This is a genomic window from Paenarthrobacter sp. AB444, assembly GCF_028736865.1.
In the GTDB taxonomy this organism is placed as follows: Bacteria; Actinomycetota; Actinomycetes; order Actinomycetales; family Micrococcaceae; genus Arthrobacter; species Arthrobacter nicotinovorans_B.
In genome coordinates, this window is sequence record NZ_JAQZBY010000008.1 from 69552 (window position 1) to 86966 (window position 17415).

The 17415-nt window shown below is 63.9% G+C and carries 17 protein-coding genes and 1 tRNA gene; 15 read left to right on the plus strand and 3 right to left on the minus strand.

What is annotated here, in order from left to right; all coding sequences use genetic code 11:
- The 15 genes from PQ627_RS11470 to PQ627_RS11540 all read left to right on the plus strand — a co-directional run bounded on the left by PQ627_RS11470 (nt 1) and on the right by PQ627_RS11540 (nt 14332).
- Nucleotides 1-414: a cytidine deaminase gene (locus tag PQ627_RS11470; protein ID WP_274261091.1), complete on the plus strand. Its 414-nt coding sequence runs from the start codon at nt 1-3 to the stop codon at nt 412-414.
- Nucleotides 401-1711, plus strand: a complete 1311-nt coding sequence (locus PQ627_RS11475; protein ID WP_144662345.1) for a thymidine phosphorylase — start codon at nt 401-403, stop codon at nt 1709-1711. Before PQ627_RS11470 ends, PQ627_RS11475 begins: the two co-directional genes overlap by 14 nt.
- 86 nt (nt 1712-1797) lie before the next feature.
- Nucleotides 1798-2448, plus strand: a complete 651-nt coding sequence (locus PQ627_RS11480; protein ID WP_274261094.1) for a DedA family protein — start codon at nt 1798-1800, stop codon at nt 2446-2448.
- Between the two features lie 192 nt (nt 2449-2640).
- Nucleotides 2641-3324, plus strand: a complete 684-nt coding sequence (locus PQ627_RS11485) for a DedA family protein (RefSeq protein ID WP_274261283.1) — start codon at nt 2641-2643, stop codon at nt 3322-3324.
- Nucleotides 3325-3352: 28 nt separating this feature from the next.
- Complete coding sequence (locus PQ627_RS11490; RefSeq protein ID WP_274261096.1) at nt 3353-4495, plus strand: adenosine deaminase; 1143 nt, start codon at nt 3353-3355, stop codon at nt 4493-4495.
- Nucleotides 4473-5150, plus strand: coding sequence for a MazG nucleotide pyrophosphohydrolase domain-containing protein (locus PQ627_RS11495; protein WP_274261098.1), 678 nt, complete (start codon nt 4473-4475; stop codon nt 5148-5150). The genes PQ627_RS11490 and PQ627_RS11495 overlap by 23 nt, the downstream gene beginning before the upstream one ends.
- Before the next feature lie 116 nt (nt 5151-5266).
- On the plus strand, nt 5267-6547 hold the full coding sequence (gene eno, locus PQ627_RS11500; RefSeq protein WP_142939905.1) for a phosphopyruvate hydratase: 1281 nt from the start codon (nt 5267-5269) through the stop codon (nt 6545-6547).
- 131 nt (nt 6548-6678) lie between these two features.
- Nucleotides 6679-7395, plus strand: coding sequence for an FtsB family cell division protein (locus PQ627_RS11505; protein WP_274261102.1), 717 nt, complete (start codon nt 6679-6681; stop codon nt 7393-7395).
- 68 nt (nt 7396-7463) lie between these two features.
- The gene (locus tag PQ627_RS11510; RefSeq protein ID WP_274261104.1) at nt 7464-8138 is read left to right on the plus strand and encodes a DUF501 domain-containing protein; all 675 of its coding nucleotides are present in this window, start codon (nt 7464-7466) and stop codon (nt 8136-8138) included.
- The gene (locus tag PQ627_RS11515; protein ID WP_274261106.1) at nt 8135-9091 is read left to right on the plus strand and encodes a Ppx/GppA phosphatase family protein; all 957 of its coding nucleotides are present in this window, start codon (nt 8135-8137) and stop codon (nt 9089-9091) included. The genes PQ627_RS11510 and PQ627_RS11515 overlap by 4 nt, the downstream gene beginning before the upstream one ends.
- Complete coding sequence (locus PQ627_RS11520; protein WP_274261108.1) at nt 9088-10482, plus strand: S8 family serine peptidase; 1395 nt, start codon at nt 9088-9090, stop codon at nt 10480-10482. Before PQ627_RS11515 ends, PQ627_RS11520 begins: the two co-directional genes overlap by 4 nt.
- Nucleotides 10483-10516: 34 nt before the next feature.
- Nucleotides 10517-11971, plus strand: a complete 1455-nt coding sequence (locus PQ627_RS11525; protein ID WP_274261110.1) for an NAD(P)/FAD-dependent oxidoreductase — start codon at nt 10517-10519, stop codon at nt 11969-11971.
- A 108-nt stretch (nt 11972-12079) separates the two neighbouring features.
- Nucleotides 12080-12655: a GNAT family N-acetyltransferase gene (locus PQ627_RS11530; RefSeq protein ID WP_274261112.1), complete on the plus strand. Its 576-nt coding sequence runs from the start codon at nt 12080-12082 to the stop codon at nt 12653-12655.
- A gap of 21 nt (nt 12656-12676) precedes the next feature.
- Nucleotides 12677-12750, plus strand: a tRNA-Leu gene (locus PQ627_RS11535).
- Nucleotides 12751-12970: 220 nt separating this feature from the next.
- Nucleotides 12971-14332 (plus strand): ABC transporter substrate-binding protein, encoded by a 1362-nt coding sequence (locus tag PQ627_RS11540; protein WP_144662335.1) that lies wholly within the window; start codon nt 12971-12973, stop codon nt 14330-14332.
- Nucleotides 14333-14636: 304 nt separating this feature from the next.
- Here PQ627_RS11540 and PQ627_RS11545 read toward each other — a convergent pair whose 3' ends face one another.
- Genes PQ627_RS11545 through PQ627_RS11555 form a run of 3 tightly spaced genes read right to left on the minus strand, consistent with a single transcriptional unit; the run spans nt 14637 to nt 17406 of the window.
- Nucleotides 14637-15407, minus strand: coding sequence for an ABC transporter ATP-binding protein (locus PQ627_RS11545; protein WP_144662334.1), 771 nt, complete (start codon nt 15405-15407; stop codon nt 14637-14639).
- Nucleotides 15404-16441, minus strand: coding sequence for an ABC transporter ATP-binding protein (locus PQ627_RS11550; RefSeq protein ID WP_274261115.1), 1038 nt, complete (start codon nt 16439-16441; stop codon nt 15404-15406). The genes PQ627_RS11545 and PQ627_RS11550 overlap by 4 nt, the downstream gene beginning before the upstream one ends.
- The gene (locus tag PQ627_RS11555; protein ID WP_144662332.1) at nt 16438-17406 is read right to left on the minus strand and encodes a branched-chain amino acid ABC transporter permease; all 969 of its coding nucleotides are present in this window, start codon (nt 17404-17406) and stop codon (nt 16438-16440) included. Before PQ627_RS11555 ends, PQ627_RS11550 begins: the two co-directional genes overlap by 4 nt.
- Nucleotides 17407-17415 lie beyond the last annotated feature (9 nt).

Sequence of the window (17415 nt, forward strand, 5' to 3'; positions counted from 1 at the left end):
ATGCCAGCGGATGACGTCGACTGGCAGGCCCTGGAAGCTGCCGCGGTCCAGGCCATGGCCAATGCCTATGCTCCCTACTCGAAGTTCCCGGTGGGGGCTGCGGCCCTCACCGAGGACGGCAGGATCGTCAGCGGCTGCAATGTGGAGAACGCCAGCTACGGACTGACTCTCTGCGCCGAGTGCGCCCTGGTTGGCCAACTCCACATGAGCGGCGGCGGCAGGATCGCCGCTTTCTATTGCGTGGACGGCCAGGGCAATGTGCTCATGCCATGCGGACGCTGCCGCCAGCTGCTCTACGAATTCCGGGCACCCGGGATGCAGCTCATGACTACCCAAGGCATCAAAACCATGGACCAGGTGCTTCCTGACGCTTTTGGTCCTGAACATCTGGAGGAGACCCTTGACCAGCACTGAAGCCTTCGACGCTGTCCAGATCATCACCATCAAACGTGACAAGGGCACGCTCACCCCGGAACAGATCGACTGGACCATCGACGCCTATACGCGCGGCGTCATCGCTGAGGAACAGATGGCGGCCCTGAACATGGCCATCCTGCTCAACGGCATGGACCGCCAGGAGATTTCGCGCTGGACTTCCGCGATGATCGCCTCGGGTGAGCGGATGGACTTTTCGTCGCTGACAACGCCCGACGGCGGCCGGAAAGCCACCAGCGACAAGCACTCCACCGGTGGGGTAGGGGACAAGATCACCTTGCCGCTGGCCCCGTTGGTGGCTGTTTTCGGCGTCGCTGTACCGCAGTTGTCCGGCCGCGGCCTTGGCCACACCGGGGGAACCCTGGACAAGCTCGAGGCGATTCCCGGGTGGCGCGCCAACCTCAGCAACGACGAGATCATGGCCCAGCTGCAGGACGTGGGTGCTGTGATCTGTGCTGCCGGATCGGGTCTGGCTCCCGCGGACAAGAAGCTGTACGCCTTGCGCGATGTCACCGGGACGGTGGAGGCGATTCCGCTGATTGCGTCCTCAATCATGAGCAAAAAGATCGCCGAAGGCACGGGCTCGTTGGTCCTGGACGTCAAAGTGGGCTCCGGAGCGTTCATGAAGGACGAAGCCAAGGCCCGGGAGCTTGCCGAAACGATGGTGGCACTGGGCAAGGATGCAGGCGTACACACCGTTGCCTTGCTTACCGACATGTCGACGCCGTTGGGACTCACAGCAGGCAACGCCATCGAAGTGGAAGAGTCAGTGGAGGTCCTCGCGGGAGGCGGTCCGGAAGACGTCGTCGAACTTACCGTCCGCTTGGCCGAGGAGATGCTGGCCGGTGCCGGTATCCACGACGCCGATCCGGCGGCCGCGCTCAAGGACGGCCGCGCGATGGACGTCTGGAACCGGATGATCGAGGCCCAAGGCGGCGATCCCCGGGCGGCGTTGCCGGTAGCCAAGGAGTCGGAGGTGGTTTACGCCCCCGCCGACGGTGTCCTGGTCGAGCTGGACGCACTGTCCGTGGGCGTCGCAGCTTGGCGGCTCGGCGCCGGCAGGGCCCGCAAGGAGGACAAAGTGCAGGCCGGGGCAGGCGTCCGGATGCACGCCAAGCCCGGAGCCCTGGTGCGCGCGGGCGAGCCGTTGATGACGCTCCTGACGGACACCCCGGAGAAGTTCGACCGGGCCAAGGAAGCTCTCCGCGACGCGGTGGTCATTGCCCCGGAGGGTTCGCGGCCGGGCAGTCAGCTGATTATCAGCAGAATCGCCTAGGCTTAATTGTTCCGGGCCATCCAGCGGGTGGCCCGGAACATTTGTCACCCGGCGCCTGTGGGGGAGCCGCCTACCTTAAGGAAACCGTGCAGGGCATCAACGATTTCATCCTGGCCGCGGCGGGACAGCCGTGGGTGCTGTTCCTGGTGTTGGCGTGCTGCCTGATTGACGGCTTCTTTCCTCCCATACCCAGCGAGTCCGTGGTGGTGGGCCTCAGCGCTGTATCCGGCAGCAGCGGTGTGCCGAACATCTGGCTGCTGGGCCTCATGGCGGCCTTTGGCGCCTTCGCCGGGGACAACATCGCGTACATCATCGGCAGCCGGATCGGTACGCAGCGATGGCGCTGGATGCGCAGGCAACGGATGCAGGGTGCTTTCCGCTGGGCGGGCAAGGAACTCCGACGCCGGGCCGCCTCGCTCATCATGGTGGCCAGGTTCATTCCCATCGGCCGGGTGGCAGTCAACCTCACCGCCGGAGCAACGCACTTCAACCATCGCCGCTTTGTGGCTCTGACTGCGCTTTCGGCGATTCTGTGGGCCAGCTACTCCGTGGTCCTGGGGTACTTCTTTGGCGTGTGGTTCGAGCACAACCATCTGCTGGGGGCCGTCATCGCGATTGTGGTGGCAGTAATCCTTGGCGTCATTATTGACCGCATCATCAGCAAGGTCCGCGGTGCCGCGCCCCTGGACGGCAAGAACATCGCCGAACAGGATGCCCCGCCTCCACCCACGGTATGACGCCCGTGGCCTCCCAAGATCAGTCCGCCGGTTGACGCCGCAGCAAGGCCCGGCCGATAGCGTTAAGCGTGTGATTCCACGGCTGGGGCGTAGCGAACGACGTCCCGGCCATGGGACACTAAGAGCGACTTCGATCACACTGTCAAGTCATATTCATCTAGGAGCTACCGCCGCGTGGAGTTTTTGAACCAAATGCTCGAGCATGCAGCCGGGCAGCCCTGGATATATCCCGTACTTCTCGTCTTCTTCTTCATTGACGGATTTGCCACCATCCTCCCCAGCGAAACAGCCATTGTTGGTCTCTCGGCGCTGTCCCTTCACAGCGGAGAACCGAATCTTTGGATCCTGGGCGCAACGGCCCTGGTGGGAGCCATGGCCGGCGACAACATGGCGTACATGCTGGGGCGCAAAATTGGCCTGACCCGCTGGAAGTGGATGCGCCGCCCCAAGGTACAAAAAATGTTCGCATGGGCCCAGTACGAACTCGACAAGCGCGGCGCTGTGCTGATCTTCACGGCCCGCTACATTCCGTGGGGCCGCGTTGCCGTGAACTACGTCGCGGGACAGACCGGCTTCCGGCACCGGACCTTCTTCTGGCTAGACGCCTTCGCGTGCATCACGTGGGTGGCATACTCCATCGGCATCGGCCTGCTTGCCGGTCAATGGGTGCACCACAATCCGCTCCTGGGCGTTGGTATCGCCGTTGCCTTCGCTGTGGTGCTGGGTATCATCGTGGATCACACGCTCCGCTGGTGGCACAAATACCTTGAGAAAAGGGACCACTCCAAGGAGGCCGCCGCAGCCGCGCAGGCTCCGTCGATGGATGAGTCCCACAAGGCCGTGGTGGGCGTCGACCGTTCCAAGCCCGCTGGCTAAGGTCCGGCCGTCCCCCTAGTCTTAGTACGTGACTGAGCCCATACTTGACGCTGCCCCTGCCCTCGACTTCGATCTGAAGAGCCTGCCCAAGGTTTCCCTTCATGACCACCTGGATGGTGGCCTCCGCCCCGCCACCATCATTGAACTCGCCCAGGCTGTGGGCCACACGCTTCCCTCCACCGACCCTGTGGCCCTCGGCCAATGGTTCCGTGACTCCGCCGATTCCGGTTCCTTGGTCCGGTACCTCGAGACGTTCGACCACACCATCGCCGTGATGCAGACCAAGGAAGGCCTGTTCCGGGTTGCCAAGGAGTTCGTCGAGGACCTGGCTGAAGACGGCGTGGTGTACGGCGAAGTCCGTTGGGCGCCGGAGCAGCACCTCCAGAAGGGCTTGACCCTTGATGAAGTGGTGGATGCCGTCCAGGCTGGCCTTGAGGCGGGCGTGGATGCCGCCGAGGAGCGTGGCCAGCAGATCCAGGTGGGCCAGCTGATCACTGCCATGCGCCATGCTGACCGTGGCCAGGAGATCGCCGAACTCGCGGTCCGCCACCGGACCAACGGAGCCGTTGGTTTCGACATTGCCGGCGCTGAGGACGGCTTCCTGCCATCGCGCTTCAAGGACGCCTTCACCTACTTGGCGGAGAACAACTTCCCCGCCACTATTCACGCTGGAGAAGCCGCCGGGCTGGAAAGCATCCAGTCCGCACTTGTTGATGGCAGGGCCTTGCGCCTGGGCCACGGCGTGCGGATTGCCGAGGACATTTCGGTCGAGTTCGAGGACAACCCGGACGACGACGGCGAGGGCACCGTTGGCATGGTGACCATCGGCAACGTTGCCGGCTGGGTCCGCGACCGTGGAATCGCCCTGGAGATCTGCCCGTCCTCGAACCTGCAAACCGGAGCAATTTCCGGTTTCGGCGAGGGCATCGAGAGCCACCCGGTGGACATGCTCTTCCAACTGGGCTTCAACGTGACCATCAACACCGATAACCGCCTGATGAGCGGGGTCACCCTGACGGACGAGTTCGAGCTCCTGGTGGAAACCTTCGACTACGACCTCGATGACCTGCTGGAACTGACCCTCAACGCAGCTGAGGCAGCCTTCCTCCCGCTGGATGAGCGCGAAGCTTTGGTCGAGTACATCAACGATGCCTACGCCAACCTCGGCTGACAAAACCAGCCTCGACGAGCTGCTGGGAACGGTTGCCGCCCTGCGTGAGCACTGCCCCTGGATGGGGGCGCTCACGCACGAGTCGCTGGTTGAGTACCTGATCGAGGAAGCCTATGAAGTGGTGGACTCGATCGAAGCCGGCGCTGTTGACGATGAGCTCCGCGGCGAGCTGGGTGATGTGCTGCTCCAGGTAGTGCTTCATGCCCGGCTCGCCGAGGAGCGCGGCAGTTTCGATTTCGCAGCCGTGGCCCAGGGCATCAACGCGAAGATGGTCCGGCGCAACGGGCACGTTTTCAAGGCCGACGGTTCCCTCCGGGAGACTTTCCCGGCGAGCGTCGAGGAGATCATCGTCAAGTGGGACGCTGCCAAACGCGCGGAAAAACCGGAACGCAAGGATCCCTTCGAGGGCATTCCGCCGCACCTTCCCGCGTTGGCGGCCGCGCAAAAGTCCCTTGACCGGGCTGAGCGTGCGGGACTCGGCACCCAAGGCGAGGCGTCCGCTGTCGAAATTCCTGTCATCCCGGACTCTGAAGAGGCCCTCGGTGAGTTGCTCCTGGGGATCGTCGCCGGAGCCCGGGATCAGGGATTAGACGCCGAACGGGCTCTCCGTGCCGCTGTTCGATCGTTTCAGAACCGCCAGGCCCGGCCTTCATGACGTGAAAGGTTGGAATTCGTTCCGTAACCTGAGCCACTCTGGACTACGCTAGTAGCGACGAGGACGTTGAGAATTTCCCTCCTCATTCCTGTAATTTGCCCATAAGGAGCACATCCATGGCGCTTATCGATGCCATCCACGCACGCGAGATCCTTGATTCCCGCGGAAACCCGACCGTAGAAGTTGAGGTTCTGCTCTCCGACGGCCAGATCGGCCGCGCAGCAGTTCCCTCCGGTGCTTCCACCGGCGAGCACGAAGCTGTCGAACTCCGCGACGGCGACAAGGGCCGTTACCTCGGCAAGGGTGTCCAGAAGGCCGTCGACGCCGTCATCGACGAGATCTCCCCGGCACTCATTGGCTTCGACGCCACTGACCAGCGCAGCATCGACCAGGCCATGATCGACCTCGACGGCACCCCGAACAAGGGCAAGCTGGGCGCCAACGCCATCCTGGGAGTCTCCCTGGCCGTGGCCAACGCCGCCGCAGCCTCGGCCGACCTGCCGCTCTACAAGTACCTGGGCGGCCCGAACGCCCACGTGCTGCCCGTTCCGCTGATGAACATCCTCAACGGTGGCTCGCACGCCGACTCCGACGTCGACATCCAGGAATTCATGATCGCCCCGATCGGCGCCGAGACCTTCTCCGAGGGCCTGCGCTGGGGCGTTGAGGTCTACCACAACCTCAAGGCCGTCCTCCAGGAGAAGGGCCTCTCCACGGGCCTCGGCGACGAAGGTGGTTTCGCTCCCAACCTGCCGTCCAACCGTGCAGCACTGGACCTGATCACCGAAGCCATCAAGAACGCCGGCTACACCCCGGGCACGGACATCGCCCTGGCACTGGACGTTGCCTCCTCCGAGTTCTACAAGGACGGCGCTTACCAGTTCGAAGGCAAGGCACTTTCGGCCACCGAGATGAGCGCCTACTACGCCGAACTCGTTGCCGACTACCCGCTGGTTTCCATCGAGGACCCGCTGGACGAGAACGACTGGGAAGGCTGGAAGACCCTCACCGACACCATCGGTGACAAGGTCCAGCTGGTGGGCGATGACCTCTTCGTCACCAACCCGGTCCGCCTGCAGCAGGGCATCGACGCCGCAACGGCAAACTCCCTGCTGGTCAAGGTCAACCAGATCGGCTCCCTGACCGAAACCCTGGACGCCGTTTCCCTGGCCCAGCGTTCGGGCTACACCACCATCACCTCGCACCGCTCCGGCGAAACCGAGGACACCACGATTGCTGACATCGCCGTTGCCACCAACGCCGGTCAGATCAAGACCGGTGCCCCGGCCCGTTCCGAGCGAGTTGCCAAGTACAACCAGCTGCTGCGCATCGAAGAAGAACTCGACGACGCCGCACGCTACGCCGGCCGCAGCGCGTTCCCGCGTTTCAAGGGCTAGCCTTCAGCGAAAACAGCTGACCGGTGGCTATGGTGGAAAGACCATGGCCACCGGTTCTGTTTAAGGCTGGCCAGGTTCGAAAGCAAGCGCTGCAACCCCGCCAGGCAAGCACCGGGCATTACAGGAGTGTCATGGCCACCCGTCGACCAAAAGTACCCAGGGCCGACGCCCTTGGCCGCCCTGCCGGCTCTGCACGCCCTGCCGGGGCATCCGCTTCCGGCCGTCCCGCCTCCCAGGCTTCCGACGACGCCGACGTCATTTCCTTGGGTGCCTCGCGCACCACTGACAAAACCTCGACGACGACAAAATCGTCGACGGCGACAGGCACCAAGTCGACCGGAAAGTCGGCCCCTGCTGGTGCAAAGGCAAAGAGCGGCAGCACCGGTGATGCGCACAAGCGTACGGACAAAGGGCACTCCAAGGATGGGGCGGGCAGAGGCTCAGAACAGCTTGATCCCGTGCCGGCAAAGGCTTTTTCCGGCAGGATGCTGGCCTTGGCCGTGGTGATGATCGCCATCACTATCCTGTTGGCTCCTACGGTGAAGATTTTCCTCGAGAAGCGCTCCGAAATCTCGGCCTTGGAAGCCGAGATTGCCAGCCGGAAAGCCGAGCAGACTGAACTGAACAAGCAGATCTCCCGGTGGCAGGATCCCAACTATGTGAAACAGCAGGCCCGCGACCGCATTAACATGGTTATGCCGGGTGAAACAGGTTACTGGGTGTTTGGCGGGGAAGATGCCGCCGGCACGCCAGGTGGCCGCACCGGCTCCGGATCAACTGCAAACCCGGAGAATCTGCCGTGGGTGGATGCTCTCTGGGAGTCCATCAGACGATCGGCAACTGACTAGACGCGGCGCCCACCGCCGTCGTGTCCGCATGGGACACGGCAAAAAGGGAAGGAAGGTTGGCAGCGCAAGTGGAAGAGAACACGGCAGCCGTGCCGCAGGAATCCCGCCAGCCATCAGCACACGATCTCGAGGTGCTCAGCCGACAGCTCGGCAGGCCGGTCCGGGATGTCGTTGAGATCCCCGCACGCTGTGTCTGCGGCAACCCGTTGGTAGCGGCAACTGCTCCACGGCTCAGCAACGGAACTCCGTTCCCCACCACTTTCTACCTGACGCATCCCGTCATCACGTCCGCGGTGTCCCGGCTTGAAGCGGGCGGGCTCATGAACGGGATGAACGATCGCCTGGCCGGGGACCAGGAGCTGGCGGGCGCCTACAGGGATGCCCACGAAGCCTACTTGCAGGCCCGCAACGACATTGCTGACCGCTCGGGCACCGGCGCCGTTCCTGAAATCGATGGGATCTCCGCCGGCGGCATGCCCTCCCGCGTGAAGTGCCTGCATGTCCTGGTGGGCCACTCGCTGGCTGCCGGTCCCGGAGTAAACCCGCTGGGGGACGAGGCTTTGGAAGCCATTGCCGAGTGGTGGACCAAGGACCGCTGCTATTGCGACGGCGCCTGGGACACTGCGGGCGAGGCACCTTCGAGGGACTTGAGCCGCCATGGACCGCAAGGCCTTCCGGACATCGTGGGCCGTCCCGCGCCGGTGCGGAAGTCAAAGTCTTCGGCCGACGAGGAAACAGCATGAGCCGTGTCGCCGCCATCGATTGCGGCACCAACTCCATCCGCCTGCTCATCGCCGACGCCTCGGCGAGCGGGGCACCTGGGCCGCTTATCGACGTCGTGCGTGAAATGCGCGTGGTCCGGCTGGGGCAAGGCGTGGACGCTACGGGGGAGCTTGCTCCCGAGGCCCTGGAGCGGACCTTCGCGGCCGCCCGTGACTATGCGGAACTGATCAACGAGCACGGCGCGGAGCGGGTCCGTTTCGCGGCCACCTCCGCTACCCGCGATGCCCGCAACCGCGATGTCTTCGTGGACGGCATCCGGGACCTTCTGGGTGTGGAGCCCGAAGTCATCAGTGGCGACGAGGAAGCTGCGTTGTCCTTCGCCGGGGCCAGCAGCGCCTTGCCGGCGATGGGGGAGAAGGCTGTCCTGGTGGTGGATCTTGGCGGCGGAAGCACGGAGTTCGTCCTGGGCGACTCGGCGGGCGTCATCGCGGCGCGCTCGGTGGACATCGGCTGCGTGCGGCTCACGGAACGCCACCTTCGCAATGATCCTCCTACGGCTGCGCAGATCGCCGCGGCAGAGGCCGACGTCGACGCCGCGCTTGACCTCGCTGCGGAAACTGTGCCCCTGGATCGCGCCACCGCGGTAGTCGGTGTGGCGGGTTCCATCACCACCATCACAGCCCACGCTCTTGGCCTGAGCGAGTACCAGCCCGAGCGGATCCACGGTGCTTCCCTGGACCTTGCCACCATCAGCGATGCGTGCACCAGCCTGCTTGAGATGACGCGGGCCGAACGTGCTGCCCTTCCCTACATGCACCCCGGCCGTGTCGACGTCATAGGCGCTGGCGCGTTGGTGTGGCGTCGTATTCTGGCGCGCCTGGCGGAGGTCAGCAATGGCAGCATCCGTACAGCCGTATCCAGTGAGCACGACATCCTGGACGGCATCGCGCTCAGTATCCGGGACGCCGTATGACGGTGCCTCACCGGCGCACCATCTCCGCAGCGCTAGCTGCCGTGATGGCTGGCGGCGCCCTGCTTGGCGCTCTTGTGACGGCGCCCGCCGCTGCTGCGGATGCCTGGCGGGACAAGGAATTCTGGCTCAAGGATTCCGGTGTCACCAACGCCTGGCAGGTCTCCAAGGGCGCAGGGGTCAAGGTTGCTGTCATCGACAGTGGCGTCGATGGAAACCACCCCGACCTCAAGGGCGCCGTGGTGGGCGGAACGGATGTCTCCGGAGCCGGGGCGCCCAATGGGCAGAAAAGCATCGGAGCCAAGACCGAGCACGGGACGCTCGTGGCCACCATGTTGGCCGGCCGCGGCCACACGACCCCGACGCCGCCGCCGTCGGCTTCCGCATCGGCATCCCCGGCACCTGTGCCCACCACCCCTCCGGCAGGGGGACCGGACGGGACCATAGGCGTGGCACCTGAGGCGGAGATCCTCTCGGTCTCCACGTGGCTAGGCTCGCCCAACCCTGGCGGCAAGACCGACCAGGAACAGATTCCCGATGCCGTTCGCTGGGCCGTCGACAACGGCGCGAAGGTCATCAACATTTCCCTCGGCAGCACTTCGCCGGACTGGCCGCAGAGCTGGGACGCCGCGTTCCTCTATGCCGAGCAGAAGGACGTGGTGATCGTTGCTGCCGCCGGTAACAGGGTGGGTGGCAACATCCAGGTTGGTGCCCCTGCCACCATCCCGGGCGTCCTCACCGTGGCCGGTCTCGACGGCGAAGGCCGCGCCAGCGTCGACTCTTCCTCCCAGGGCATCAGCATCGGAGTGGCGGCTCCGGCCGAGAACCTCGTCGGCGGTATCCCGGGAGGCGGCTACGCCGAGTGGGCGGGAACGTCCGGAGCCGCGCCGATCGTGTCCGGCGTGGCGGCCCTCATCCGCTCAAAATGGCCGGAAATGAGTGCCAGCCAGGTCATCAACAGGATTGTCAGTACGGCCAAGGACGCCGGAGCGCCAGGAAAGGACCCGCTCTACGGCTACGGCATCCTCGACGCGGAGGCCGCCCTCAAGGGCGACGTCCCCACTACCAGCAGCAACCCCTTGGGCTCCATCGCGGATTGGATCCGGGTGCATCGGCGCGGCGTCCTCAGCGAACCTTCGCAAGCGCCGGTGGCCAGTCCCACCAGCGCCGCGCCCACATTGGCCGATCCCACGGTTCCTGCAGCGAAGACGCCGGCGACAGTCGACGAGGCCTTGCCCGCCGCCGTCGTGCTTGGATTCGGCGCCCTTTTCATCGCCTTGGTGACCGGGGCCGCGATCCAGCTGCGGCGTGTTTCCAAGAACCCTCCAGCGGTGCCCGAAGAGGCAGAGACGGGAACCCTGGAGGCGGTGGATCCGCCCACCAAACGTAGCTAGTGAAGATTTTCACAAAGTACGGTACTCTGGATGCATGGCAACCACCCCAGAGCTCATTGACCGTCCCCGGGTTCTCGTCGTCGGCGGCGGCTACGTCGGCCTGTACGTAGCACTCAAACTGCAGAAGAAGATCGCGAATGCAGGTGGCATCGTCACCGTCGTCGATCCGCTGCCCTACATGACTTACCAGCCGTTCCTCCCCGAGGTGGCCGGTGGCAACATCGAGGCACGCCACGCCGTCGTCTCCCACCGCCAGCACCTGAAGCAGACTGAGCTCATCCAGGGCCGCGTCACCAGCATCGACCACGCCAACCGCACCGCAGTGGTGGCTCCGTCCGATGGTGGCGAACCGTTCGAGATCCCGTACTTCGACGTCGTCATCGCAGCTGGTGCCATCACCCGTACCTTCCCCATCAAGGGCCTCGCGGACAAGGGCATCGGCCTGAAGACCATCGAGGAAGCCGTTGCGCTGCGCAACAAGGTCCTGGAGCGCATCGAAGCCGCTTCGACCATGACCGACCCCGCAGAACGCGCCAAGGCACTGACCTTCGTGGTTGTTGGTGGCGGCTTTGCCGGCATCGAATGCCTCACCGAAATGGAAGATCTCGCCCGTGCAGCGGTCCGCAACAACCCGCGCATCCGCCAGGAAGAGGTCCGCTTCATCCTGGTCGAAGCCATGGGCCGCATCATGCCCGAGGTCACCGCTTCCCAGGCCGAATGGGTTGTGGAGCACCTCCGCAGCCGGGGTATTGAGGTTCTCCTCAACACGTCCCTGGACAGCGCCGAGGACAACCTCAAGCTGATCAACCTGCCGGACAAGACGTCCGCCGGTGAAGTCGAAGCCGACACCCTGGTGTGGGCTGCCGGTGTGCAGGCCAACCCGATGATCCGCTCCACCGACTTCCCGCTGGAACCGCGCGGCCGCGTCCGCGTGCTCCCGGACCTGCGCATCGCAGGCGACGAGGGCATCATCGAGAACGCCTGGGCAGCCGGCGACATCGCCGCTGTTCCGGACCTCACGGGCAAGGGCCTGCCGGACGGCACCTGCGTCCCGAACGCCCAGCACGCACTTCGCCAGGCCAAGAAGCTCGCCAAGAACCTCTGGGCTTCCCGCTGGGACAAGCCGCTGCACGACTACAAGCACAAGAACCTTGGTGCTGTTGCTGGCTTCGGCGAGTGGAAGGGTGTTGCCAACATCAACCTGCTGGGCCGCATCGGCCTCAAGGGTGGCCTCGCCTGGCTCGCACACCGTGGCTACCACGGCATGGCGATGCCCACGGTTGAGCGCAAGTTCCGCGTCGTGTTCGGCTGGATCCTGTCCTTCTTCGCCGGCCGCGACACCACGCAGCTGATCGACCTCGACAACCCGCGCGGTGCTTTCGTTGCCGCAGCAACCCCGGCTCCCAAGCCGGCCGCTGCGCCGGCACCGGCTCCTGCGCCTGGGAAGTCTGCCGAGGACAAGACCCCGGTCACCGCTGACGCCAAGTAGTTCACGCCCGACGGCGGCTGCTCCCGGAAGGGGAGTGGCCGCCGTCGGCGTTTACCCGCGTATGACGACGACGCCGCTGGCGGTTCCGGTGGCCCTAGACTGATTGCCATGGCTGGCGAAACAGACATGGAGACACCCTTGGAGTCCTTGAATCCCGTGCTCCGGAGCGAGCAGCCCCAAGACCGCGCGAAGATCCTTGAGCTGACGTCCAAGGCCTTTGCCATCTCGCCGGTCACCGGTGGACCGGTGGGCGGCACCCCCATTGAGGTTGGCCTGCTGCGGGAGTTGTTCGAGAGCGAGGAATATATCCCCGAGCTCAGCATCGTGGCGGAGATCGGCGGGGACATCGTGGGCCACGTCATCACTACCCGCGGTTGGGTGGGGGATGAGCCCTTCCTTGGCCTGGGTCCCGTCGGCGTGGCTCCTGCACTGCAGCGGCGGGGGATCGGTGCAGCCCTGTTGCAGGAAACCGCCACCCGTGCCGCGGCCGCCGGTGAACCGGGCATCGCCTTGTTGGGCAGCCCCGCCTACTATCCGCGGTTCGGTTACGTTCCCGGTGTCTCGGTGGGCGTCAAGCCGCCTGAAGCCCGCTGGGGCGACCACTTCCAAGTGCTGCCACTTCCCGGCTGGCACGACGGCGTCCGCGGCACCTTCCGCTTTGCGACGCCCTTCGAACGGCTGTAGCTGGGATACCATGGTCCGGGCGCCCCAGTAGCCCAATTGGCAGAGGCATCAGACTTAAAATCTGCGTGTTGTGGGTTCGAGTCCCACCTGGGGCACTGCGGGAAGGGGAGCGTGTGCTCCCCTTCCTTTTTTCGTTTTCTTTTCGGAGAATCTTCCCAGCAGGCTCGTAGATTCCCCACAGGCAACGAGTGTTATAGGGATGTGACCTGAATCACTTATGTTCCCGGATCAATTGCACTAGTTTGAGTCCTAATCAGGAACACCTGAGTAATCGCATCAAAGGCAGTTCGCACCTTTCGATCGAGGAGACAACGAATGTTTGATCTTTCCCAAGCGGCGCCCCGGGCCGCCAAGCTGACAGCGCTTGGCATTGGGGTGGCTCTTCTCGCCACGGCTTGTGGTGGGTCCTCCACGCCGAGCCAGACCGGCTCCGGCTCCAGTTCCGCAGCCTCGGCGGGGATTTCCTGCCCGGCTCCCAGCGCGGGGGCAGGTGCCGGCAACAGCCAGGCCGCCACCAACTCTGGACCTGTACCTCCTTCGACCACCACGACGTCCACGCCGCTGAAGATTGGATCGCTCCTGCCGACAACGGGGTCGCTGGCGTTCCTTGGCCCACCGGAAATCGCCGGCGTGAACCTCGGCATCAAGGAAGTCAACGACGCCGGTGGTGTCCTGGGTGCTCCAGTGTCCGTGGTCCACCGCGACTCCGGTGACACCAAGACCGACATCGCCACGCAGTCCACCACGGCACTGCTCGGACAAGGCGTCAGCGCCATCATCGGTGCAGCGTCCTCGGGTGTTTCCAAGACGGTCATCAACCAGATCACCGGTGCCGGCGTCATCCAGTTCTCGCCTGCGAACACGTCGCCCGACTTCACCACCTGGGACGACAAGGGGCTGTATTGGCGTACTGCACCGTCCGATGTCCTGCAGGGCAAGGTGCTCGGCAACTACATGGCTACCTGTGGCGCCCAGACCGTTGGCATGATCGTATTGAACGACGCTTACGGAACCGGTCTCCAGAAGAACGTAAAGGAAGCCTTCGAAGCAGCCGGTGGCAAGGTCGTGGCCGAGGAACTGTTCAACGAGGGTGACTCCCAGTTCAGCAGCCAGGTGGACAAGGTCCTGGCCGCCAAGCCGGACGCCATCGCGCTGATCACCTTTGACCAGGCCAAGAGCATCGTCCCGTTGATCACCGGCAAGGGCATCAAGCCCACGCAGCTGTTCATGGTGGACGGCAACACCTCCGACTACAGCAAGGACTTCCAGGCGGGCACATTGAAGGGTGCCCAGGGCACCATCCCGGGTACCTTCGCCAAGGACGACTTCAAGAAGAAGCTCCTGGCCATCGACCCCGCCCTGAAGGACTACAGCTACGCAGGTGAGTCCTACGACGCCGTGAACCTGATCTCACTGGCTGCTGAAGCTGCCAAGAGCACCAAGGGCACGGACATCGCAGCCAAGCTGAAGGAAGTCTCTGAGGGTGGCGAGAAGTGCAACAGCTACGCCGCTTGCGTAACGCTCCTCCGCCAGGGCAAGGACATCGACTACGACGGCCAGTCCGGTCCGGTCACGTTCTCCGACGCCGGTGACCCCACCGAGGCCTACATCGGTATCTACGAGTACCAGGACGACAACACCTACAAGCCGGTCCGTGAAGAGTTCGGCAAGCTCTAAGCAGCCCGCTCTCCACTAAGCCCGAACAGGTCCCCTTCCGCAGGAAGGGGACCTGTTCCGTTTAAGGCAACGCGGGGTCACTTATGGCCCCTTCAGAGGCCAAACATGGGCCATAAGTGACCCCGCGTTGCCTTGTGGAGTGGGTGGGAGGTTCGACGGCGGCGCTTGGGTGAGTGCCGCCGTCGTCGGTTTGTCATGGGGGCGGCAGGTGGGTCGTGACGGCCTCGTGGGCCCCGACAAGCAAAAAGGGCGGGTCCGGGATCATGAACCTGATCCCGGACCCGCCCTTTGGCTGGTGCGGTTGCTAGACCTCGTCGGCGAGTGTGCCGAGGTAGAGCTGGATGACCTTGGGGTCCTTCATCAGTTCGCGGCCAGTGCCCGTGTACGCGTCCTTGCCCTGGTCCAGGACATAGCCGCGGTCGCAGATCTGAAGGCAACGGCGTGCGTTTTGTTCCACCATGATCACCGAGACGCCGGCGCGGTTGATTTCGTGGACCCGGAGGAACGTCTCGTCCTGCTTGACGGGGGAGAGGCCCGCGGAGGGCTCATCCAGGAGCAGCACCGCAGGATCCATCATGAGGGCCCTGCCCATGGCCACCATCTGGCGCTCACCACCGGAGAGCGAACCGGCCCGCTGTGCGCGCCGCTTCGCCAGTTCAGGGAACAGGCTGGCGACGAAGTCAAAGCGTTCGGCGAACACCTTGGGCCGCTGGAACATCCCCATCTGCAGGTTCTCTTCAATGGTCAACGTGGCGAACACGTTGTTGGTTTGCGGGACGAAGCCCACACCCTGGGTGACCAGCTTGTTCGCCTTCAGCCCTGTAAGGTCCTGCCCGCGCACCACAACCGTGCCCGAGTGGACCTTGACCAGGCCGAACATGGCTTTCAGCAGTGTCGATTTGCCGGCGCCGTTGGGTCCAATGATGCCGATAAGCTCGCCCTTGCGGGCTTCGATGCTGCAACCGTTCAGGATGTTGACGCCCGGGATGTAGCCTGCGACAAGGTTCGTGACCTTGACTACGGCCTCGTCTGTGGGGGCGGCGGCTGGAACCGGCATGGCACTGGTGCTGCTCATTTGCCCTCCTCGTTCCTGTGGTCGGTTGTCGTCGGCTCAGCTGTCGTCGGGGAGGTCGTCGTGGATTCAGGGATGTCCGACAGGATTCCGGCATCTTCGGTTCCGACGACGGACTCGTCGTCCGCCTCGAGTTCTGCCTCAAGTTCCTTGATGCCTTCGGCGTCGCCGAGGTCGACGTCGTGGTGGGCACCAAGGTAGGCGTCGATGACGGCAGGATTCTTCATGACTTCTCCCGGAGGTCCTTCGGCAACAACCTTGCCCTCTGCCATGACCACCACCCAGTCGGCGATGTGGCGGACCATGTTCATGTCGTGCTCAACGAACAAGACAGTCATGCCTTCGGCTTTGAGGTTCTTGATGTGGTCCAGCAGTGATTGTGTCAGGGCGGGGTTGACGCCTGCCATCGGCTCATCGAGCATGACGAGCTTGGGCTTCACCATCAACGAGCGTGCCATTTCCAGGAGCTTCCGCTGGCCGCCCGAGAGGGACGCCGCGTAGTCGTCCTTCTTGGCATCCAGCTTGAACTTTTCCAGCAGGATGTTGGCTTGGTCGGTGATTTCCTTTTCGCGGCCACCCCAGATGCCTTTGAAGAGGGCCTTGGAGAGGCGCTCGCCGGGCTGGTTGGCCGCGCCGAGCCGCATATTCTCCATGACGGTGAGCTTGCCCATCACCTTGGTCAGCTGGAAGGTCCGGACCATGCCCATGCGTGCCACCTTGTAGGAGGACACGCCAGCCAGGCTGTTGCCTTCGAACTGCCACTTGCCGGTGTTGGGGGTATCGAATCCTGTCAGCAGGTTGAAGAGCGTGGTCTTGCCCGCACCGTTGGGCCCGATCAGCGCCGTGATCTTGTGGCGGGGAATTTCCAGGTATTCCACGTCGACGGCGTTGATGCCGCCAAAGGAACGCGTGACGTCCTCTGCCACCACGATCGGATCGCGCTTCTTGCAGCCGGGAGTGTTTTCCCCGACGGCGATGGGGCGGGAGTCCGTCATGTAGTCGATGTTTTCGGTGTTACGTTCGTTGGTCTCACTCATGCGAAAGCAAGCTCCTTCTTATTGCCGAACACGCCCTGCGGGCGGAAGATCATCAGGAGCATCAGAGCCACGCCCACCAGGATGTAGCGCAGCTGGCCGGCCTGCACTGTAGTCAGCCAGGTGATGACTCCCGATTCGATGAGGCCATAGAGCAGGCTTTGGGTCAGCGAGAGGACAACCCAGAAGATCATTGCTCCAATGACCGGCCCCAGTACTGTGGCCATGCCGCCGAGCAGGAGGCAGGTCCAGAGGAAGAACGTCAGTTCCGTGCCGTAGTTGGACGGTTGGACTGCGCCGCGGGGGAGGGTGAAGATCATGCCGGCCAAAGCACCGAGGACGCCGCCGATCACAAGAGCCTGCATCTTGTAGGAGTACACATTCTTGCCGAGCGAGCGCACGGCATTCTCGTCTTCCCGGATACCCTTCAGCACACGTCCCCACGGGCTGCGCATCAGAAGCCAGACCAACAGGCAGCACACGACCACCAAGGCCCAGCCGACAACGCGGATAAAGAAGTCCCTGTTGTTCATGCCCATGTAGGAACCCTCGGGGAAGGGGTTCATGGCGTAGAAGTCGCCCTCGAACGCGGCCAGGCCGTTTGCCGAACCGGTGACGCTGGTCAGCTGGTTGGTGGTCACGACGTACCGGACGATCTCTGCCGCGGCGATGGTGACGATGGCGAGGTAATCGGCCCGCAGCCGCAGGGTGGGAATACCCAGGATGAAGGCGAAGATCACGGAGCACAGGACTGCGATCAGCAAGCCGATGAAGAACGGTGCCTTGAAGGTCAGCGTCGAGATGGCAAAGCCGTAGGCGCCTACCGCCATGAAGCCTGCCTGGCCGAAGTTCAGCAGGCCCGAGTAGCCGAAGTGAACGGCAAGGCCCAAAGCGGCAAGCGCGTAGGCCGCCGTCGTCGGACTGAAAAGTTCACCAAGGGCGCTGGAAAGAATGAATCCGAAGTCCATGGCCCGCTC